Raw genomic sequence first — 19,379 nt, forward strand, 5'->3', positions numbered from 1 at the left:
TGTTATTCGCCCTCACCAAATCGATTATTAATAAGCTCAGTTAATGCTGTCATTGCCTCATCTGCTTGATCGCCGATGGTCTCTAAGGTAACTATGCTGCCGATACCAGCAGCAAGCATCATCACACCCATGATGCTCTTGGCGTTAATTTGACGACCATTTCGAGACAACAAAATTTCACAGGGAAATGCTGCCGCCAGTTGCGATAATTTCGCAGAGGCGCGAGCATGCAAACCTAGTTTATTAATAATTTCTATTTCTATAACCGGCATAGTGACTATTATTTCTCCGTAGTTGCTTGTTGGGCTTTACTGCCTAGACGCAAGATTCCATTCTGGCCACCTTGGAGTGCCTTCTGCGCAAGCTCCTCTAGACCCTCACCACGATGGGAGATGCAGCGCATTAACATTGGCAGATTTAATCCGGCCAACACAATAATCTGGGACTTCAATCCGGATAGAGGACCCAATGCCTCTAGTTTAGAAGCGACATTGGCAGGTGTGGCACCCATGACATCCGTCAAAATTAATAGGCCCTTGCCGTTATCGACACCATATGCGGCTTTTAAAACACGATCAAAGCTTGCCTTAGTATCCTCATAAGGCGGAATATCTACAGCCCTCACTCCTTCAGGCAATAAACCAAATATGTGCTCCGCAAATCCCAGCATGGCATTTGCTACCGGAGTGTGAGCAACAATGATGATTCCAACCATGTTTAATTTAATGCCTTTTCAAGCGCTTTAAGCCAAAACTGAGGGACGTCAAATCCAGTCTGCTCGGTAATTTCCACAAAACAAGTAGGGCTCGTTACATTAATCTCGGTGACCTGCCCGCCAATTAAATCTAATCCCACCAAAAATAAGCCCCGCTCATTCAGTATAGGTGCCAAACGCTCTGCAACCGTTCTTTCACGCTCTGTCAAAGCCATTGCAACACCCTTACCGCCAGCTGCTAAATTACCGCGAATTTCACTGCCTTGTGGAATACGCGCTAAAGAAAATGGGACTACTTCGCCACCGATTAATAGAACCCGCTTATCACCTTGAGAAATCTCAGGCAAGAAGCGCTGGATCATCAAAGTTCGAGCACCATTCTCACCCAAAGTTTCAACAATACTAGCCAAGTTCAAGCCGTCTGGCCCCACCCTAAAAATGCCCATGCCGCCCATGCCATCTAAGGGCTTAATCACAATGTCGCGGTACTCTTCATGAAAAGCACTAATCGCACTCAGCTCGCGCGTTACTAAAGTTGGGGGAATGAGCTCGGGAAACTCAGTAATGGAAAGCTTTTCAGAATGATCACGTACTGCTTGCGGATGATTCATGACTCTGGCGCCCTGTCGCACCGCAGCAGATAATAACCAGGTCGTATTTAAATATTCAATATCAAAAGGGGGGTCCGTGCGCATTAGCACTGCCGCAAAAGTATTGAGAGCGCGCCCCTCAATTGCCGCCAATTCAAACCATGACGTACTGCTTGGTTTTATCTGAAGTGACTGACAATCGGCAACCACTGAGTTACCTCTCCACAGCAAATTACGGCTTTCGCAAAACCACAATTGGTGACCTGCCTCTTGCGCCACACGCATCATGGCTAAGGTTGAGTCTTTATTAACCTTAAAAGACGCTAATGGATCAGCAATAAAAAGTAGGTCCATTTCGGTATCTTGGTATCTAAGTATCTAAATATAAAAAATTAAGCAGATTCAGCGTTAGGATCAGACCGCTCGAGCTCTAAAGAAGCTGCTAGCAATGCTAAACGTGCCACTACGCCATAAAGATAAAAACGATTTGGAGGAGCGCTACCGGGCTTGGCACCAAGATCAGGTATCGAATTCTGTTCAAATGCTAGCGGCACAAAATGCATACCAGGCGCGTTGAGATTTTCGTTGGGACCGCGATCAGTGTGCACGCGATAGAAGCCACCAATAACATAACGGTCAATCATATACACCACTGGCTCAGCCACCGCTTCATTGACCTTCTCAAAGGTATAGACACCCTCTTGAATTAATACATCACTGACCTCGAGACCCTCTTTCACTACGCTCATCTTATTACGGTCTTTGCGGTTTAGGCCTTTGAGCTGAGCAGGGTCATTTACGACCATCACGCCCATACCGTAGGTTCCAGCATCCGCCTTAACCACGACATACGGCTTTTCTTTAATACCGTACTCACGGTATTTCTTGGCTGTTTTTTTAAGTATTTGCTCAACCGCAGTTTGTAACTCTTCTTCGCCCTTGCGCTCATGAAAGTTCACATTCGAACAACTATTAAAATAAGGATTAATCATCCAAGGATCAATATCTACTAACTTCGCAAACTTTTTAGCAACCTCATCATATGCAGCAAAATGGGCCGACTTACGACGAATGTGCCAACCGGCATGAAGCCCTGGCAAAAGGTACTGCTCATGCAAATTTTCCAGGATAGGAGGAATGCCTGCAGATAAATCGTTATTGAGCAAAATTGAGCAAGGGTCAAAATCCTTCAAACCAAGACGCTGATTCTTTAGGCCTAGGCGAGATAAAGGCTCTATCAACAGCCGATTGCCATCTGGCAAATCAATCCATGTTGGTTTCTTAATTTCATCAGATAGCGTACCCAATCGAACATTGAGTCCTGCTTGTCGCAATATCGATGACAGACGCGCAATATTCTGTAGATAGAATGTATTTCGAGTATGTCGCTCTGGTATCAATAGTAAATTTTTTGCCTCAGGACAAATCTTTTCAATCGCTGCCATTGCAGCCTGAACCGCCAAGGGCAACATTTGCGGCGAAAGATTGTTAAAGCCGCCTGGGAAGAGATTGGTATCAACTGGTGCAAGCTTAAAGCCCGCATTACGCAAGTCGACAGAACAGTAAAACGGCGGCGTATGCTCTTGCCATTCCAGCCTAAACCAGCGCTCGATCGTAGGGGTTGCTTCTAATACCTTCGACTCGAGTTCGAAGAGGGGGCCGCTAAGGGCAGTGATGAGATGTGGGACCATTCACCATTGTAAGATTTTTAAAAGAAAGGCGCGGAATCCGAGGATTCCGCGCTTAAAAACTAGGCAACCAAGCTAGGTCGCCCAGTGAGGGATCAATCTACTAATTAGGACTCGTATGCAGTCTCACCATGTGAACTGATATCCAAGCCTTCGCGCTCTTCATCTTCCTTAACGCGCAAACCAATCACGATATCGATCAATTTGAAGGCAATAAAGGAGACCACGCCAGACCAAATCACCGTAGTAATGACACCTTGACTCTGAATCCACAATTGGCTAGCAATTGAGTAATCAGGAGCAGCAGCATTGGCTACGTAATCCCAGATACCTGTGCCGCCCAAGGCTGGGTCAGCAAAAACACCAGTCAACATCGCACCCAAGATACCACCTACACCGTGCACGCCAAATACGTCCAAGCTGTCATCTGAACCCAACATCTTCTTAAGGCCCGTAACACCCCAGAGACAAACTACGCCAGCAGCAGCACCAATCGCTAGTGCACCCATTGGGCCAACAAAGCCAGCAGCAGGTGTAATCGCAACTAAACCAGCCACGCAACCTGATGCACCGCCCAACATGGATGGCTTGCCCTTTGTAACCCACTCGGCACATGACCAAGCCAAGACAGCGGCGGCAGTTGCTAATAATGTGTTCACGAAAGCTAAAGCAGCTGAGCCGTTTGCCTCTAGTGCAGAACCTGCATTAAAACCAAACCAACCAAACCACAAGAGTGAAGCACCAATCATTACAAATACTAAGTTATGTGGCTTCATTGCTTCTTTGCCGTAACCAAGACGTTTGCCAACCATGAATGATCCAACCAAGCCTGCAATCGCAGCATTGATGTGAACAACGGTACCACCAGCAAAGTCGAGAACACCTTTCTGCCACAACCATCCAGCACGAGCAGTAATTGCCTCGAGTGATGCAGCATCTTTGATGTCATCAGGACCAGGCCAGAACCAGACCATATGCGCAATTGGCAAATAGCTGAATGTGAACCAAATAATCATAAATACAATGATTGCGGAAAACTTCGCACGCTCTGCAAATGAACCAATGATGAGGCAGCAAGTAATCGTTGCAAAAGCTGCTTGGAATGCCATAAATACAAATTCAGGAATCACAATACCTTTACTAAAGGTTGCGGCCACTGAGTCTGGAGTAATACCCGCCAAAAACAGACGATCTAGTCCACCGATGAATGCACTACCTTCAGTAAATGCAAAGCTGTATCCATAGATAGCCCAAAGCACCGTAATCAGGGAGAATCCAAACATACACTGCACCAGCACTGACAGAATATTTTTGCTACGTGTTAAGCCACCGTAGAACAATGCCAAACCAGGCAATGTCATCAGAATAACCAACGCGGTACACAACAATACCCAAGCGGTATCAGCCTTGTTTGGTACCAATGCGGGTGCTACCGCTGCAGCCGCTGCAACAGCAGTTGCAGCTTGCTGAGCAAAAGCTGGTGAGGCCACCAACATTGAGCCTGCGCCAATAGCTAAAGCTATTGCGCTTGTGGCTAACAGTTTTTTCATCCAAGTTAACATTTTGAACCTCTCTTTAAAGTGCCGACGCGCCGGTTTCACCGGTGCGAATGCGAATGACGTGCTCAACTGTTGAGACAAAAATCTTGCCGTCACCAATCTTGCCAGTACGAGCTGATTTTTCAATTGCTTCAATCGCTCGCTCCAAGATGCCATCTTCAACAGCAGCCTCAACTTTGACCTTAGGTAGAAAGTCAACAACATACTCAGCACCGCGATACAACTCGGTGTGACCTTTTTGACGACCGAAGCCTTTAACTTCAGTGACGGTGATGCCCGAAACTCCCACTTCCGAGAGAGCTTCGCGCACTTCGTCAAGCTTGAAGGGCTTGATGATTGCAGTGATTAATTTCATGTGTTTCTCCGTTTAGGGGAATGAATTAGAAAGTCTTGGTTAAGGTAACAACGCCTGTTGAGCCACCTAAGTTTTTTCCAGCTGGGCTGACATAAGCATAGGTAGTACCATTTTTCTTTGCATTGGTTCCAATATATGCCGCCGCCAAAGACAAGCCACCGCCAAAGTCCTTGGTTACACCAAACTTCCAATCGGTATAGCTATAAAGGCTAGAGTTTGATACCGTAGTACCAGCTGGTGTTCCAGCAATATACTGATATCCAACATGGCCATTCAAAGCTAAGCCCCAAATGCCGGTATCGTAGTTAGCTGTTAGATCCGGATAGTATGATCCTGAGCTATTTTGATTACCAAATGTGTTCGTTACTGCATAAGAAAGTTTTAAGAAGCCAGTTACAGGTCCAAATGTATAGTTCTGAGCAGCATAAAGCTCAGTTGTATTTGGGTTAACACTTGGACTTGTAAAGTTGCCACTAGTTGGATAGTAGTATTGCAAGACACCAAAATCAGATGCAAAACCCTCGCCAATCAATTCTTTCTTAATACCGGCATAAAAATCCATCTCGATACCAGAAGAAACTCCTGGGTTTAAGTTATTCACCCAAGTGATGGAGCTGTTCCAGTTACCAATGTAGAAACCACTCTCGTGAGAATAGTCAAAACCGCCTTGTACAGCTGGTCTTAAGTTTGACTGTGAGATACCACGATAGCGGTAATCGCTAACTAAAGAAATGTTAGCAGTAATCGGGCTCACTTCAGGAGCCTCAGGTGCTGCAGCTGGTGCTGATTGTGCGAAAGCTGCTGTTGCCAATAGGCTTGAGGCTGCTAAAGCAATTACTGTTTTTTGAATTGTTTTCATGTGTAACTCCTAGCTGTTGAAGTAAAAAAGAAATAAATGCTGAAAGGCATGCATGAATCATGAAGGTTTACGAATGCGTCACTTCGGCGATATTCCCCTTAACGATGCACATGCACTCATTTAGAGCACTTTTATGCACTATTTTGGTGAATTTATGTTCATTTCATCTATTTAAGGGCCTTCAAGCCTTTTTGAGCGTTCCAACTTAAAATAGCTTTTGTGTCTTTTATGCAACTCTTTATAGAACGGCGGGCAGCGTTATGCAAAAACCAGGCGAAATCCTAGAACAAATTCAGCGTATTGCGAGTAATGTACAGAATAAGGTGGGCGATGCCATTCGGAATTCACCTGCTCAGGAAATTGAAAAGAATGTGCGCGCGATGATGAGTCAGGGCTTTCAGAAAATGGATTTAGTTACTCGCGAAGAATTTGAATTGCAGTCCCGCGTACTATCCAAAACCCGTGAAAAATTAGAAGCGCTTGAAGCTAAAGTGGCTGCCCTAGAAAAGTCTTAAGTTTTGATGCAAGACTATTCTGGGCGGAACTCATCAAAGAAGTTTAAATAAGCCTCTTCAGAGAAAAACTTTTTTGGCTCAACTCTTGCTGGTGCCGTATGTAATACCGAAATTTGATATACCCAAGCCCCTCTCTCTGGGGTCATTCTGGTAATCCATCTAACTCGCATTGAGGTCTCGATTGCGCCGGTAGAGGGAAACTCTAAGAAGTAATCTTTAATAGCGATTTTTTGACGGCTGGCAGTCTGATAAAAAGCATCGGCACTGGCGGCGCTATCAAGATTGACATTGGCCCTCTTAAAAAGGTTATCTTGCAGTTGCCCCAATAGACTGGGTAAAAACTCAACTTGATTTTGATTCAGCTGTGTCGCACTGACTGAATAAATATCATCGTCAACTTTCACTGCTTCTAGAGTTTGTGGGATCTCACGGCCCTGATAGGGAATTTTGCGATCTAACTTCTCTGGTTTCCCAGGAAATAATGCGCTGTAATTTTCTTGGGGAGACTGTACCGTACGCCAATCTAACTTTGGGCTACAAGCTGTCAGAAAAAAAGTTGCTGCCAGTAATGCAACTACGTAGCTAGCAACCCGCTTAGCCAATTCCCACTCCATGCGCCTGTTGATCTGCATGGTAACTAGAGCGCACCATCGCGCCCACTGCAGCATGCGAGAAGCCCATGGCATATGCCTCTGTTTCAAAATGCTTGAAAACATCTGGATGCACATAACGTCTGACTGGAAGGTGGTGCCCTGAGGGCGCCAAATATTGGCCAATCGTGAGCATATCAATCTGGTGCTCACGCATATCGCGCATCACTGCCAAGATCTCTTCATCGGTTTCACCCAAACCCACCATCAAACCACTCTTGGTTGGGATATGCGGAAAGCGTTCCTTAAAGTCTTTTAAGAGTTTTAAAGAGTGGCCGTAGTCTGCACCTGGCCGAGCCTCTTTATATAAACGAGGCACTGTCTCTAAATTGTGATTCATCACATCAGGCAAACCCGCCGGGGCATGTTCACTAAAAATATCTAATGCTTTATCCAGACGTCCACGGAAATCGGGAACCAAAACCTCAATGCGAGTATTGGGGGATAGCGCTCTAGATTGAGAAATGCAATCTACATAATGCATCGCTCCACCATCACGCAGATCATCTCGATCCACACTAGTGATCACAACATAATTTAACTTAAGGGCAGCAATTGTGCGCGCTAAATTAGCAGGCTCTCTTGTATCCAAGGGATCTGGTCTACCGTGCCCAACATCACAAAATGGGCAACGACGTGTACATTTATCGCCCATGATCATGAAAGTAGCGGTGCCCTTACCAAAGCATTCACCAATATTAGGGCAGCTCGCTTCTTCGCAAACGGTAACTAATTCATTCTCACGCAGGATCTTTTTAATTTCATTAAAACGTGAGTTTCCTGAGGCAGCCTTTACCCGAATCCAGTCTGGCTTCTTCAGCACTTCATGCAAAGGAATAATCTTGATGGGAATGCGCGCCGTTTTTTCAGCGGACTTTTGCTTGCGCGTAGCGTCGTAATTAAGGTCCTGTCGCACGTTGGCAACAAGTTCGAGTTCGGGCTTAATAATGGTCATATTGAAATCAATTGCTTTTGCAAATGCCCTATGAGGGTTTGGCTAATCGTACCCTTATTGTCCTTGATCCCAAGCGTTTGCATGTCTATTGTCCGTAAGCCCTCATAACCACAAGGGTGGATGCGTGCAAAAGCCCCTAGATCGGTAGCTACATTGAGAGCCAGGCCATGATAGGAGCATCCTTTTGAGATCTTGAGCCCTAAAGCAGCAATTTTAGTGCCTCGGTATTCAAGTGCAACAGCACTGTTTTGCGCAATATAAATTCCAGGGGCGCCAGGATGCCTTTCTGCCTGAATAGCAAAATCAGTGAGGGTATCAATCAAGGATTGCTCAATTCGGGAAACCAGCTCTTTTACAAATAATCCTAGACGCCTTAAATCTAGCAGGAGGTAGACCACAATCTGTCCAGGCCCATGGTAGGTAATTTCTCCACCTCGATCAACCTGCACCAAGGGAATATGGCTACTGGGATCATGCAAATTACTGGGGTCACCCGCCAAGCCTAAGGTAAAAACAGGGGGGTGCTCTAGTACCCAGATTTCATCTGGAGTGTTGCTGTCACGCCCTTGTGTGAAATCACGCATCGCCTGATACGTCGTTTCATAATCAACCAATCCAAGATGCCTTACTAAAATACTCATACCAATAAGTTAGAGAACAACGCTCACTAGTGGATGGGTAGAAAGCGTGCGGTAGAGCTCATCTAATTGCTCACGACTAGTAGCCGTAATAGGCAAGGTGATCCCTAAATAGTTCCCGTCTTTAGATGGCCTTTGCTCAACTTTATTTTCATCAAAAGTGGGGTCAAACTGATGTGCAATATATAAGATTGCCGGCAAGTAATCTGGATTGACTTTTCCCATCACCTTAATTGGAAATTCAGATGGGTATTCAATTAATGATTTTTCTTCAGCCATGATCTGATCTATCTTTCTGTTTGGGTTTTATTGAGTTTTACGATAGTCTGGCATTCCCAACCAGGCACTTGTGATGATATTGCGAATGCAATGTAAACGACGATGAAAAAAATGATCTGCGCCGGGCACTACCTGAACAGTTAGCTCTTGTGGTCGCGCCCAATCAAAAACATCAATCAAGGGGATAGTTTCATCAACTTCACCATGGATCAACATCGTATCTGCTGGTACAGGAGCTAGCTCCCACTTACCGGCTGCACTACCCACCATGACTAAGCGTTCTGCTGGACGGCCAAGCTCAGATAGCTTTTGAACCAAGTGTGTACCCACAAAACTACCGAATGAAAAACCGGAAACTACCAAGGGAAGGGTATTTGCATGAGCGACCCAGGCCTGCTGTGCCGTTGCCTCAGTGGCAGCCCAGCTTGAGGCGGTACGCATCCAATCAGTGATGTAGAGGAGATCTTCCATCTCACCAGCGCCATGATCATGCACGCCAGCGCTAGCGCCCACGCCACGAAAGTTAGGACGCACACTCACATAACCCAATTGGTTAAAGGCGCGCGCCATTGTTTGTGCCACCTTATTGTCCATAGTGCCACCCATTAAGGGATGGGGATGCGCCACTAAGGCTAACCCTCTTAAAGCAAAATCAGGGTTATTTTTTAGCTCATCTGGCAAGTCAATCGATATTTCTATTTGACCAACAACACCATCGATATGAATGACTTTAGTACGACTGTTCATGAATTCACTTTCTGTACTCAACTAAGCTAATTGAAGTCGCTCGACGGGGCGATTCTGAATTAGATGGGACTGAATAATTTCTTCGATATCTTCGGTATCAATAAAGGTATACCAAATACCTTCCGGATACACCACCATCACCGGCCCATCAGCACAGCGATCAAGGCAACCCGCTTTATTCACACGTATTTTTCCGGGGCCAGAGAGTCCGAGCTCTTTTACGCGATCTTTCGCATATTTAAATAACGCAAATGCATTGTGTCGATCACAACAGTCCTCACCGTTGCTACGATCATTGAGGCAGAAAAAAAGATGGTGCTGAAAGCTCATAAAAGATATCGATCAAGGTTTTAATTGAACTGCAAATGTATTGCGAATAACCCAAAACAGGGCTAATGGTAACCATACCACTGAAACCCACTGCATCAGTTCGTTAAAGTGTATTAGCCGTCCTTGATACCAGTGTCTAAGAGTCAAAATAAAGTAAGGATTGTCAGGTAAAAAATTAATCGCTAATGTGGCGCTCAGCAAGCAAAGAATCGTGAGCCAGAATTTACTTCCCTTTGATAAAAGTAGTGCCCATCTCAACAAAATACTACCCAGAATCATTCCCCAAATTGCACCTGCCGTTAGCCACAAAAAACTCAATTCGACCCCAAATTGCAGTGTCGTAAAAATGACCTTCATTAGTACTGTTAAGCAAAGTAGGCCGTTCAATATATTCCACTGAGGCGCTTTGGGGCGCATCCCCATGGAAAGCAATAAACCAGTACCGAGCCAACACAAGGCGGTAATGATTGATTCCTGAATGACGTGATTAATCACCATCGTTCCCCAATCTACCGAGGCAAATATGGCATGCCCCCAGACCCCCGTACCTAACCAAGAGCTTTGGGGATAGATCTGCGACCAGGGAAATAATAAAAATAAGGCACAGGCCGCCCAGTTCACTCCAAACCATTGGTCAAAACGACGGCGAATGGCGCTACCAGATAGCCACTGGGGACCCAAAGGAATGGCTAGTAAGCCACCCAGCAACCCTCCCAATACATTCGCCCACCAATCCATTTGACTTGGAATACGGGTTGGCAGCCAAGTTTGCAGCGATTCAGCGCTAAAACTCAAAATGGCACTGATAATTAAAGCGATGCCTAGAGCAACAAAATTGCGCCAACGCGGGTAGCAAGCAAGAACCAACATAAAGCCCAATGGAATGTAGGCCAAAATATTGACCGAAACATCAAAAAGTGTAATAAAGCGAGGCAAGGGAGCCTCTAGCCATGCCAAAACACTGATTCCATTTTGAAAGTTGAAATCAAAAGGGGTCAAAGTGAGATAAAAGATCAGAAACCCGTAGCCTAGGCTAATAACCCTGGCCAAAGGCATAGCCTGGAGTGGCCAAACAAATTTACGAGGACGCTGGTCTTCCTGATTCATTCCCCAATTCTAGGGCAGACCTTTCTACAATAGAGAAATGAGCTGGAATTGCCTACTTGAGCGTGTTGCTACCACCCAATCCACTAATGATGATTTATTGACTCGTTGGCGTGCTGGCACGCTTAAGCAACCTGTCGCCAGGATAGCCCACCAACAAACTGCTGGTAAGGGTAGGGCTGGTAGGGTCTGGATCGCTCAAGCAGAAGATACGCTGTGTTTTTCACTCGCCTACCCATTTTCATGTCGTCCGCATGCATTAAGCGGCCTCAGCCTAGTGATTGGCTTGTGCGTCATTAATGGCATTGCGGCAGCGCTAGGCACAACGGAAAATGCCCTCTTCGATCAAGGGCTCAGACTCAAATGGCCCAATGATTTATTGCTCAATAACGCCAAACTTGGCGGCATCCTCATTGAGGGGGGGCAAGTTAATCCGAGCTCCCCAACGTGGATGATTATTGGCATAGGTTTAAATATTCAAAATGAAACCGCGTTGCAACAACAACTTGAAGGGCAATCGGCCTTTGGCGCTGCTGCACTAGAACAGCTCGTTTCTAAGGAAGCCTCTATTCCTGATATTGAATTTATTTGGCTCAAAATGATCGACTCCTTTGAGAAGTACCTTACTGAATTTGAGCAATCTGGCTTTACTCAATTTAAAGATGCCTGGGAACGTTGGGACGCTTTTCGTGGCCAGGCTGTTTATATCTCCGGAGCAGGCACACAAACGCAGCATGGCATTGCTTCTGGCGTAGATTCCTCCGGTGCATTGCTCTTAAACCAACCACACCAAAACATTGCCATTCATGCTGGTGATGTTTCTTTACGAATGTAACGATGAGTCTCTATTTATTATTTGATATTGGCAATACACGCCTGAAGTGGGCTGCAGTAGAGTCTACCCAAAACACTGCTGATCGCAATAAAAAACTGTGGGCCTACTCCGGATCTATTCTTACAAAATCATTGCAGTCGGCAGAACTCCGTGCAGAGTTATCTGATTACATTGCTAAGACCTTGCCTAAACCCGATGCCATCGGCTTTTGCTGTGTAGCCGGCCATGCCATCCTAGAAAACCTCCAATCCCTTTTTCCACAGTGGGCAGATCTACAGTGGCGGCAACTCACTGGTGACAGCCCTTACGAGGGCATGCGCACGCACTATCAAGAGCCCCACAAACTAGGTGCAGATCGCTGGGCAGCCCTGATTGGTGCGAGGGCTTTGTCCAATGTTAATACGCTGGTTGTTAATACAGGAACCGCAACTACCATTGATTTGCTTGGTGGGAACGGAATGCATTATGGAGGCTGGATACTGCCAGGCTTAAGCTTGATGCAAGAGAGCCTCCAAAGCAATACCGCACAATTACCATTAGCTGTTCGCCAAAATCTCTCATCAGCTCAAGCTAGCTTTGCGACCAACACCGATCAAGCCATTATTGATGGCTGCGATGCGGCTCAAATAGGTGCAATTGTGCGCGCATGTCAGCTAGCAAAAGAATTAAATCACCCCGTTGAACGGATTTGGCTAGATGGTGGCAACGCCAAAATTTTGGCCAGCAGCATTAAACGGGATTCAGAATTAGCAGAGTTACCCGTTGAGCCTATCGAAGGTCTGGTTCTGCGAGGCCTCTGGGCTTGGCTATTGCGAAATCTTTAGCTATTCTCTACAGTTATTCTCTAGATTTAAACACAGCCAGGGGCTACGCACTGCGGATTTTACCTAGCAACGTTGTGGTAGAGCGTTCATACAAAAATGGAATCGCAATTGCGATACCACCCCAGGATTTGACGAGTTTCGCCTCTTCTAGGGTATCGATTTCATAGTCCCCGCCTTTGACATAAATATCAGGTCGTATTTTTTCGATCAGGCTTACGGGGGTCTGCTCCGTGAACAATATCGTTAAATCCACACTAGCAAGAGCAGCCAAGAGAGCCTGGCGATCTGCTTCAGTATTGATCGGCCGATCATCCCCTTTACCCAGCATTTTTACGGAAATATCCGAATTCACACCCACTACCAAGCTTGCGCCCAGTGCCCTCGCTTGAGCCAAATAACTGGCATGTCCACGATGCAGGATATCGAAGACACCATTGGTAAGTACGATAGGTCTTGGTAATGCTGCAATACGGTTATCGAGGTCTACCAAAGCACAAACTTTGGACTCGAATACAGGCGGAGATAATGAGGTCATAACGCCATATTAATAGTATTGAGGAAACCCCAACGATATTTGCCAGAATGTCTTAGACTTGAGTATTCGGATAACCCCGCTCATCCTCAAGGCTCCTGATGATTCACCACTTAGTGCGCTATGTTTTAGCCGCCCTTTTGCTTGTTCCCTTCATAGAATTTGCTCAGGCAGCCCCAAGCTGCAGCCCCCTTTTATCCCATACCTTTCCGAGGCTCCAGGATGAAGCACCGCAGAATCTATGCCAGTACCAAGGTAAAGTCGTGCTGGTAGTCAACACAGCTAGTTTTTGTGGATTTACAAGCCAGTACGAGGACTTAGAGAAGTTATACGCAAAATATAAGGATCGGGGTCTCGTCGTTCTTGGTTTTCCATCAAATGATTTTGGTCAGCAAGAACCCGGTAGCAATAAAGATATTGCTGCTTTTTGCAAAAATACCTACGATGTCAAATTTCCGATGTTTGCCAAAAGTTCAGTAAGTGGAAATAATCCAAATCCACTCTTTAAAATGTTAATCGCAAAAACAGGGACGACGCCAAAGTGGAACTTTTATAAATACCTCATTGACCGTAATGGTAACGTCGTAGATTCTTACGGCAGTATGACTAATCCTAGCAGTAGCACGGTAACTGCCAAAGTTGAAAAACTCCTTGGAGAAAAAATTTAGTGGGTAAGAAAAAAGTAGCCATTATTGGCGCAGGCATCTCTGGTTTAGGTTGCGCCTATGCATTAAGACAACATCCCGATTTAGACATTACTATCTTTGAGGGTGGAGGTCATATTGGGGGACATAGTAATACTGTGGACTTTTCAATGGAAACGAATGAAGGCCATATTACTCATGGAGTAGATACAGGGTTTCTAGTATTTAATAGAAAAACTTATCCACGCTTAGTTCGCCTATTTGAGGAAATTAAAGTACCGATTGCACCATCCGAGATGTCTTTTTCTGTATCCATTGATGCCAAAGAAAAAAATGGTGCTGATCATCAGATTGAGTGGGCCGGTAACGATCTCAATTCTTTCTTTGGACAACGATCCAATCTGCTATCGCCCTCTTTTTGGAGGATGGCTTACGACATCCTGCGCTTTAATCGCATGGCAACCCAATTAGCAGAAAAGCAAATTTCATCAGACCATGAATATGCTGAACCCGATGAACGAATCCATGATTTCTTAAATCGCAATCGCTTTAGTACAAGTTTTAAAGAGAATTACTTTTTACCCATGATTGGCGCAATCTGGTCATGCTCTGTAGAGCAGATGCTAGAGTTCCCAATTCGAACGATGGTGCGCTTTTGTCATAACCATGGTCTCCTACAAATTCAGAATCGGCCTCAATGGCTCACCGTCAGGGGTGGATCACGTGAGTATGTAAAGCTTCTCGTGGCTGCATTAGAAAAACATCACGTCAAAATAGTGCGACAGTCGATTAGTCGCGTTAATGCCAGCCAAACAGAGAATGCGCCGGTTGAAGTCATTGGCCCCTCTGGAAGCGCCTGGTTTGACGAAGTCATCATGGCCTGCCATAGTGATCAAGCGTTAGAGTTGGTTCATGGAATTGATCAGACTGCTCGCAATATTTTGTCAGCCATTCCATATCAAAAGAATCGCGCTATTTTGCACACAGATATTCGCTTTCTGCCAAAAAATCAGCGTTGCTGGGCTGCCTGGAATTACACGGCCAAAGCAGGTGCGTCCCCAACTGCGCAGCAACATGTCAGCGTTAACTATCTTATTAATCGCTTGCAACCACTTCCAGATCAGCTCAAAAATACTCAGATTATTGTGAGCTTAAATCCACTCACCAATCCTGACCCAAAACTGGTGCATGAAGAAATCCATTACTCTCATCCGGTATTTGATATGCAGGCAGTACAGGCGCAAAAAGAGTTGCCTTTAATTCAAGGAAATGCCTCTATCTGGTATTGCGGCGCTTGGACGGGCTTTGGTTTTCATGAGGATGGTTTACGCTCAGGCGAGCTTGTCGCTAAGGACCTAATGGAAAGCATTCGTCACCCAGTGCACTCCAATTTAATTCAAGATACCCAGTAAATGCATGTAGCAACGATCAACTTTGGAGCAGTTCAGCATCGACGCTTTCGTCCTGCAAAAAATGTATTTGCTTATGGTGTTTTTACCCTGTCCATTCCCATGCGCACCAGGAAGGCTGACGTAACAATACTCAGCAAACATGGTCTAGGTGATAATCGATTTAGGCTATTTTCATTTTTCGATAAAGATCATGGCATTGGGGGTAACGATAGCCTCCAGTGGATCGAAAAAACCCTTCAAGACAATCGCATCGATGACGTTGATGGTGAGATTTGGTTGCAAACTTTTCCAAGAGTCTTGGGTTACGTATTTAACCCTGTGAGTTTTTGGATCTGTACCAAAAAGAATGGTCAAGTTCGAGCGGTATTAGCCGAAGTGAACAACACTTTTGGGGAGCGACATTGCTACCTCCTTCACCATGACTCCGGGAAATCCATTCAATCTGGCCAAACGCTCATTAGTAAAAAGGTTTTTCACGTATCCCCATTTTGTGATGTGCGAGGCGAATACCACTTTCGCTTTTTATTCCCCCAAGATAGTCGCTCTCAAAGCAATATTGTTTGTCGAATTGAGTTACATGAAGATGGCCTTCCCCTGATTAACACCAGCATCAGTGGCATATCTCGACCTTTGAGTAAAGCTGCCCTCTATTTAGCTTTCCTACGCTTTCCCCTGATGAGCTTAGGAGTCATTGGACGCATTCATTGGCAAGCATTAAAATTATGGTCCAAAGGTGTCCCCTTCCACTCCAAACCAAAACCTCCTGAACTTGAAGTCACACGATGAATCGCCCCGGTCAATCCCTCTTATCTCGTCTCAGTTTTTCCCGTCAATCAAAACGAGCGTCGCCAGCACAGCAACACCGCTTTAGCTCTGAGGCAATTTTTAGTCTATTGGGGAAATTGAGTAGTGGATATCTCGTACTCACCCTACCTAATAATGAAGTAAAAGAATTTGGTAATCGTAGTGATGAACTACAGGCAGAAATGCAGATATTAGATTGGTCTGTTTTTAAGCAAGTCTTATCTCATGGTGATATTGGTTTTGCTGAAAGCTATATTCGGGGTCAATGGAACACGCCAGATCTCAAGGCCCTCCTTGAGCTAGCGATCCGCAATCGAAATACATTAGAGAAAGTCATTTATGGCAGCTGGTTTGGCTCTTTAATCTATCGCTTAAAACATTGGTTGCGCGATAACTCAAAATCTGGCAGTAAGAAAAATATTCATGCGCACTACGATTTAGGGAATGCGTTTTATACCCTGTGGCTTGATCCTACTATGAGCTATTCAAGCGCCTGGTTTTCAGATAGTAATCATCAGACTTTATTGGATGCTCAGCGCGCAAAGATTGGGCGTATTCTTGAATCAATCGATGCCATACCCGGCGATCGCCTACTAGAGGTTGGTTGTGGGTGGGGCGGCGTAATGGAGGAAGCTCTTCGTAACGGTAATAGTATTACCGGCCTAACTCTATCGACTGAACAAAAAGCATTTTCGGACAATCGCCTTCGTCAGGTTCAATCTGAAATAGGAAATACAGCGCAATTTGAAGTTCGCTTGCAAGATTATCGTGATTGCTCAGAGGAGTTTGATGGTATTGCCTCTGTTGAAATGTTTGAGGCTGTTGGGGAGGCGCATTGGGGCGAATACTTTAAGATGATCTCCCGACGTCTAAAGCAAGGTGGCAAGGCATGCATTCAAACTATTGTGATTGCCGAAGAGCTATTCGAGCGCTATCGCAACAGTACCGACTTTATTCAGCAATATGTTTTTCCTGGTGGCATGCTTCCTTCACGTGCTAAGTTTGAAGCAGCGGCGGCAAGTGCTGGGCTGGTTGTAGAGGCAGAGTTTGCTTTTGGAGCCGACTACGCCAGAACCCTGTGCATCTGGAGAGACAGCTTCAATGAAAAAATAGAGGCCATTTATCAGCTTGGCTTTGATGAGACCTTTGTTCGCCTCTGGAATTTCTACCTCATGTATTGTGCTGCAGGATTTTCTGAGAAGAGTATTGATGTCGTGCAATTTACCCTCAGCCATCAATCCTCCACCTCCACTACAAAGGCACTGACTCCATGAAACAAAACGGCTTTGAAAGCTTTGCTAATCAACGAATTTGGATCATTGGTGCATCGAGCGGAATAGGAGAAGCCTGTGCTAGAGCCCTATCGAATGCGGGAGCTAAGGTTGCTATTTCTGCCCGCCGCAAAGAGCGCCTCACTGCACTAGAAAACTCGGTACAAGGAATCACCTTGGTCGTGCCAGTAGACATCACCGATACTGCACAGATCAATTCTGCCTATCAAGCTATTGCTGCGCAATGGGGTGGCATAGATTTGCTATTGTTTGTTTCTGGAGTCTATACCCCTTTGCGTGCTGACAATTTTGATTTTGAACTGGCACGACAAACTGTAGATGCCAATCTATTAGGCCCCATGCGTGCAGTAGCTTGTGTACTGCCTGATATGCTCAAAAACCACTCTGGCCATATTGCTATTGTAGGTAGTGTCGCTGGCTATAGCGGGTTACCAAAGGCCCTGGCCTATGGCCCCAGCAAAGCAGGAATCATCAACTTCTGTGAAACCCTATATTACGATTTACTCCCCGAAGGTGTCAGCGTACACATGATTTCACCAGGGTTTGTTGCAACTGAAGCTACCGCACAAAATGATTTTGAAATGCCGGCACTAATTACCGCCGAAGAAGCCGCTACTGAAATACTGGCAGGCATTTCCGCTGGAAAATTCGATATTCACTTTCCTAAACGATTTTCAGGTTTTCTGAAATTCCTTAGAATTTTGCCGTATCCACTTTATTTCTGGTTTGTCAGGCGCTTCGTCAGAATATAAGAACTGCGCACTACAAAACGTAACCTATTTGTACTTGTTTTTACGAATCAAGATCTCCAAATAATCCATAACAACAATAGCCTTTGCCTTAGTGCCGGCAATAGAAGGTGAAGTCACGTAACGCCCCTGCATCACAATAGTCGGTACACCATCAATACGATAGGTTTCTGCTAACTGCCTTGCAGCGCGCGCTTTGGAAACTACAGCAAATGAGCGATACGTGGCCAAAAAAGTATTGCGATCTATGCCTTGGGTAGTTACCCAGTCTGCGATCTCGCTTTCAGTTAGGAGGCGCTTATTTTCCTTATGCATGGCATACATGACTTTTTCATTCATAGCATCGCCTTTGCCCATAGCCTCTAGGGCATAGAACAACTGGCTATGCGGCATAAAGTCATCGCGGAAGGCAACCGGAACTCTTCTGAAGATAACATCTTTAGGCTGGCGCTTTACCCATGCGCTTAACTCCGGCTCAAAATCAAAACAATGTGGGCAGCCATACCAAAAAAATTCAATGACCTCGACCTTTCCCTGCGTCTCCACCGGCTGAGCTACGGGAAGAATGCGGTAGTCAAACCCCTCCTCGATCTTAGCGCTCTGGGCGTTTATCAAACCGGGGAAAGAGCCCGTCAACACTACTGCTGTGAATGCAAGAAAAGCACGTTTAGAAAAAGAGATCATGATTTGCTAGCTTTAATGATAGTTGGTTTAATGCCGATGCCAGTCAACTTATCACGCACCGGATTACTTTCGTCAATACTATTGTAAGGACCGACGCGAACACGCCACAAGGTGTTGCCCTCACTACTGACTTCGCTGAGTTGGGATTGAATACCCTGAATGGCTAGGTTCGCTTTTTGTGCATCTGCGTCAGCGCGCTTATTAAATGCGCCTACTTGTAGAAAATAAATTGCATCTGCTTTAGCGGCAGGTGCAGCAGGTGCAGTATTGGCATCTGCAGGCCTCTTACCATTTGCAAGATCACCAATCGGATCTGGTGCATTTGCAGCAGGCGCAGATGACTTACCTTGAAGTGGCCTGTTCAGATCAAGGGGCTCAGCAATAGGGGCGGCCTCTCCATCGGCGGGGACTACGCCAGACTTAATAGTTAACGGCAGATTCGGAGCACGAATACCGGGACGCTCCTGGGGCGTGTTCTTAGAGAGATAAAAGGCAATCACAAATGCAATTCCTAAGCCAGCACCTAGACCCAGAATAAAACCCAGAATAGTACCGCCGTATTCTGAACTCGATACATTTGTCTGTAGATTCATTTTTTTCATCGCGTATCTATCCTTCA

General features: G+C 45.6%; 25 protein-coding genes. 8 read left to right on the forward strand and 17 right to left on the reverse strand.

Annotated features, from left to right (window positions below):
* Positions 1 to 2 precede the first annotated feature (2 nt).
* The 7 genes from B0G85_RS07465 to B0G85_RS07495 form a co-directional block, all read right to left on the reverse strand.
* Positions 3 to 272, reverse strand: a complete 270-nt coding sequence (locus B0G85_RS07465) for an HPr family phosphocarrier protein (RefSeq protein ID WP_100379817.1) — start codon at positions 270 to 272, stop codon at positions 3 to 5.
* Positions 273 to 280: 8 nt separating this feature from the next.
* Entirely contained in the window at positions 281 to 715 is a 435-nt protein-coding gene (locus B0G85_RS07470) for a PTS sugar transporter subunit IIA (protein WP_100379818.1), read from the reverse strand.
* Positions 716 to 717: 2 nt separating this feature from the next.
* Positions 718 to 1,659 (reverse strand): glutathione synthase, encoded by a 942-nt coding sequence (gshB, locus tag B0G85_RS07475; protein WP_100379819.1) that lies wholly within the window; start codon positions 1,657 to 1,659, stop codon positions 718 to 720.
* Between the two features lie 38 nt (positions 1,660 to 1,697).
* Positions 1,698 to 2,996, reverse strand: a complete 1,299-nt coding sequence (gene gshA, locus B0G85_RS07480) for a glutamate--cysteine ligase (RefSeq protein ID WP_100379820.1) — start codon at positions 2,994 to 2,996, stop codon at positions 1,698 to 1,700.
* A 104-nt stretch (positions 2,997 to 3,100) separates the two neighbouring features.
* Positions 3,101 to 4,555, reverse strand: a complete 1,455-nt coding sequence (locus tag B0G85_RS07485) for an ammonium transporter (RefSeq protein WP_100379821.1) — start codon at positions 4,553 to 4,555, stop codon at positions 3,101 to 3,103.
* Positions 4,556 to 4,568: 13 nt separating this feature from the next.
* Positions 4,569 to 4,907: a P-II family nitrogen regulator gene (locus B0G85_RS07490; RefSeq protein WP_100379822.1), complete on the reverse strand. Its 339-nt coding sequence runs from the start codon at positions 4,905 to 4,907 to the stop codon at positions 4,569 to 4,571.
* Between the two features lie 25 nt (positions 4,908 to 4,932).
* Positions 4,933 to 5,766, reverse strand: coding sequence for a TorF family putative porin (locus B0G85_RS07495; protein WP_100379823.1), 834 nt, complete (start codon positions 5,764 to 5,766; stop codon positions 4,933 to 4,935).
* A 260-nt stretch (positions 5,767 to 6,026) separates the two neighbouring features.
* On the opposite strand from B0G85_RS07495, the gene B0G85_RS07500 reads away from it, so the two are divergent.
* On the forward strand, positions 6,027 to 6,281 hold the full coding sequence (locus B0G85_RS07500) for an accessory factor UbiK family protein (RefSeq protein ID WP_100379824.1): 255 nt from the start codon (positions 6,027 to 6,029) through the stop codon (positions 6,279 to 6,281).
* A 14-nt stretch (positions 6,282 to 6,295) separates the two neighbouring features.
* Here the strand turns inward: B0G85_RS07500 and B0G85_RS07505 are convergent, their stop codons facing one another.
* The 7 genes from B0G85_RS07505 to B0G85_RS07535 are packed head-to-tail and all read right to left on the reverse strand — an operon-like array spanning position 6,296 to position 10,987.
* A complete protein-coding gene (locus tag B0G85_RS07505) occupies positions 6,296 to 6,913 on the reverse strand; it encodes a hypothetical protein (protein WP_232725985.1) in 618 nt (205 codons plus the stop codon).
* Complete coding sequence (gene lipA / locus B0G85_RS07510; RefSeq protein WP_100379826.1) at positions 6,876 to 7,886, reverse strand: lipoyl synthase; 1,011 nt, start codon at positions 7,884 to 7,886, stop codon at positions 6,876 to 6,878. Before lipA ends, B0G85_RS07505 begins: the two co-directional genes overlap by 38 nt.
* Positions 7,883 to 8,527 carry a lipoyl(octanoyl) transferase LipB gene (gene lipB / locus B0G85_RS07515; RefSeq protein WP_100379827.1) on the reverse strand — a complete coding sequence of 215 codons (645 nt, stop codon included), beginning with the start codon at positions 8,525 to 8,527 and terminating at the stop codon, positions 7,883 to 7,885. Before lipB ends, lipA begins: the two co-directional genes overlap by 4 nt.
* A gap of 9 nt (positions 8,528 to 8,536) precedes the next feature.
* Positions 8,537 to 8,803: a DUF493 family protein gene (locus B0G85_RS07520; RefSeq protein WP_100379828.1), complete on the reverse strand. Its 267-nt coding sequence runs from the start codon at positions 8,801 to 8,803 to the stop codon at positions 8,537 to 8,539.
* Between the two features lie 27 nt (positions 8,804 to 8,830).
* A complete protein-coding gene (locus B0G85_RS07525) occupies positions 8,831 to 9,550 on the reverse strand; it encodes an alpha/beta hydrolase (protein WP_100379829.1) in 720 nt (239 codons plus the stop codon).
* A gap of 21 nt (positions 9,551 to 9,571) precedes the next feature.
* Positions 9,572 to 9,880 (reverse strand): (2Fe-2S) ferredoxin domain-containing protein, encoded by a 309-nt coding sequence (locus B0G85_RS07530; protein WP_100379830.1) that lies wholly within the window; start codon positions 9,878 to 9,880, stop codon positions 9,572 to 9,574.
* A 12-nt stretch (positions 9,881 to 9,892) separates the two neighbouring features.
* Complete coding sequence (locus tag B0G85_RS07535; RefSeq protein ID WP_100379831.1) at positions 9,893 to 10,987, reverse strand: VanZ family protein; 1,095 nt, start codon at positions 10,985 to 10,987, stop codon at positions 9,893 to 9,895.
* Between the two features lie 37 nt (positions 10,988 to 11,024).
* Here B0G85_RS07535 and B0G85_RS07540 point away from each other — a divergent pair, with 37 nt between their 5' ends.
* Together B0G85_RS07540 and B0G85_RS07545 are read left to right on the forward strand one after the other, a co-directional pair.
* Complete coding sequence (locus B0G85_RS07540; protein WP_100379832.1) at positions 11,025 to 11,819, forward strand: biotin--[acetyl-CoA-carboxylase] ligase; 795 nt, start codon at positions 11,025 to 11,027, stop codon at positions 11,817 to 11,819.
* Between the two features lie 2 nt (positions 11,820 to 11,821).
* A complete protein-coding gene (locus B0G85_RS07545; RefSeq protein ID WP_100379833.1) occupies positions 11,822 to 12,643 on the forward strand; it encodes a type III pantothenate kinase in 822 nt (273 codons plus the stop codon).
* 43 nt (positions 12,644 to 12,686) lie between these two features.
* On the opposite strand, the gene rfaE2 is transcribed toward B0G85_RS07545, so the two are convergent.
* On the reverse strand, positions 12,687 to 13,178 hold the full coding sequence (gene rfaE2 / locus B0G85_RS07550; RefSeq protein WP_100379834.1) for a D-glycero-beta-D-manno-heptose 1-phosphate adenylyltransferase: 492 nt from the start codon (positions 13,176 to 13,178) through the stop codon (positions 12,687 to 12,689).
* Positions 13,179 to 13,276: 98 nt separating this feature from the next.
* On the opposite strand from rfaE2, the gene B0G85_RS07555 reads away from it, so the two are divergent.
* From B0G85_RS07555 to B0G85_RS07575, 5 genes are read left to right on the forward strand one after another with little or no spacing between them, the layout of a single operon-like run.
* The gene (locus tag B0G85_RS07555; RefSeq protein ID WP_100379835.1) at positions 13,277 to 13,843 is read left to right on the forward strand and encodes a glutathione peroxidase; all 567 of its coding nucleotides are present in this window, start codon (positions 13,277 to 13,279) and stop codon (positions 13,841 to 13,843) included.
* A complete protein-coding gene (locus B0G85_RS07560; protein WP_100379836.1) occupies positions 13,843 to 15,231 on the forward strand; it encodes an NAD(P)/FAD-dependent oxidoreductase in 1,389 nt (462 codons plus the stop codon). Before B0G85_RS07555 ends, B0G85_RS07560 begins: the two co-directional genes overlap by 1 nt.
* Entirely contained in the window at positions 15,232 to 16,017 is a 786-nt protein-coding gene (locus tag B0G85_RS07565) for a DUF1365 domain-containing protein (RefSeq protein ID WP_100379837.1), read from the forward strand.
* Positions 16,014 to 17,309 carry an SAM-dependent methyltransferase gene (locus B0G85_RS07570; protein ID WP_100379838.1) on the forward strand — a complete coding sequence of 432 codons (1,296 nt, stop codon included), beginning with the start codon at positions 16,014 to 16,016 and terminating at the stop codon, positions 17,307 to 17,309. Before B0G85_RS07565 ends, B0G85_RS07570 begins: the two co-directional genes overlap by 4 nt.
* Positions 17,306 to 18,079 (forward strand): SDR family NAD(P)-dependent oxidoreductase, encoded by a 774-nt coding sequence (locus tag B0G85_RS07575; protein WP_100379839.1) that lies wholly within the window; start codon positions 17,306 to 17,308, stop codon positions 18,077 to 18,079. The genes B0G85_RS07570 and B0G85_RS07575 overlap by 4 nt, the downstream gene beginning before the upstream one ends.
* Before the next feature lie 24 nt (positions 18,080 to 18,103).
* Here B0G85_RS07575 and B0G85_RS07580 read toward each other — a convergent pair whose 3' ends face one another.
* Both B0G85_RS07580 and B0G85_RS07585 read right to left on the reverse strand, forming a co-directional pair.
* Positions 18,104 to 18,760 (reverse strand): thiol:disulfide interchange protein DsbA/DsbL, encoded by a 657-nt coding sequence (locus B0G85_RS07580; protein WP_100379840.1) that lies wholly within the window; start codon positions 18,758 to 18,760, stop codon positions 18,104 to 18,106.
* Entirely contained in the window at positions 18,757 to 19,353 is a 597-nt protein-coding gene (locus B0G85_RS07585; protein ID WP_232725986.1) for an SPOR domain-containing protein, read from the reverse strand. The genes B0G85_RS07580 and B0G85_RS07585 overlap by 4 nt, the downstream gene beginning before the upstream one ends.
* Between the last annotated feature and the right edge of the window lie 26 nt (positions 19,354 to 19,379).

This window comes from Polynucleobacter brandtiae, assembly GCF_002797575.1.
In the GTDB taxonomy this organism is placed as follows: domain Bacteria; phylum Pseudomonadota; class Gammaproteobacteria; order Burkholderiales; family Burkholderiaceae; genus Polynucleobacter; species Polynucleobacter brandtiae.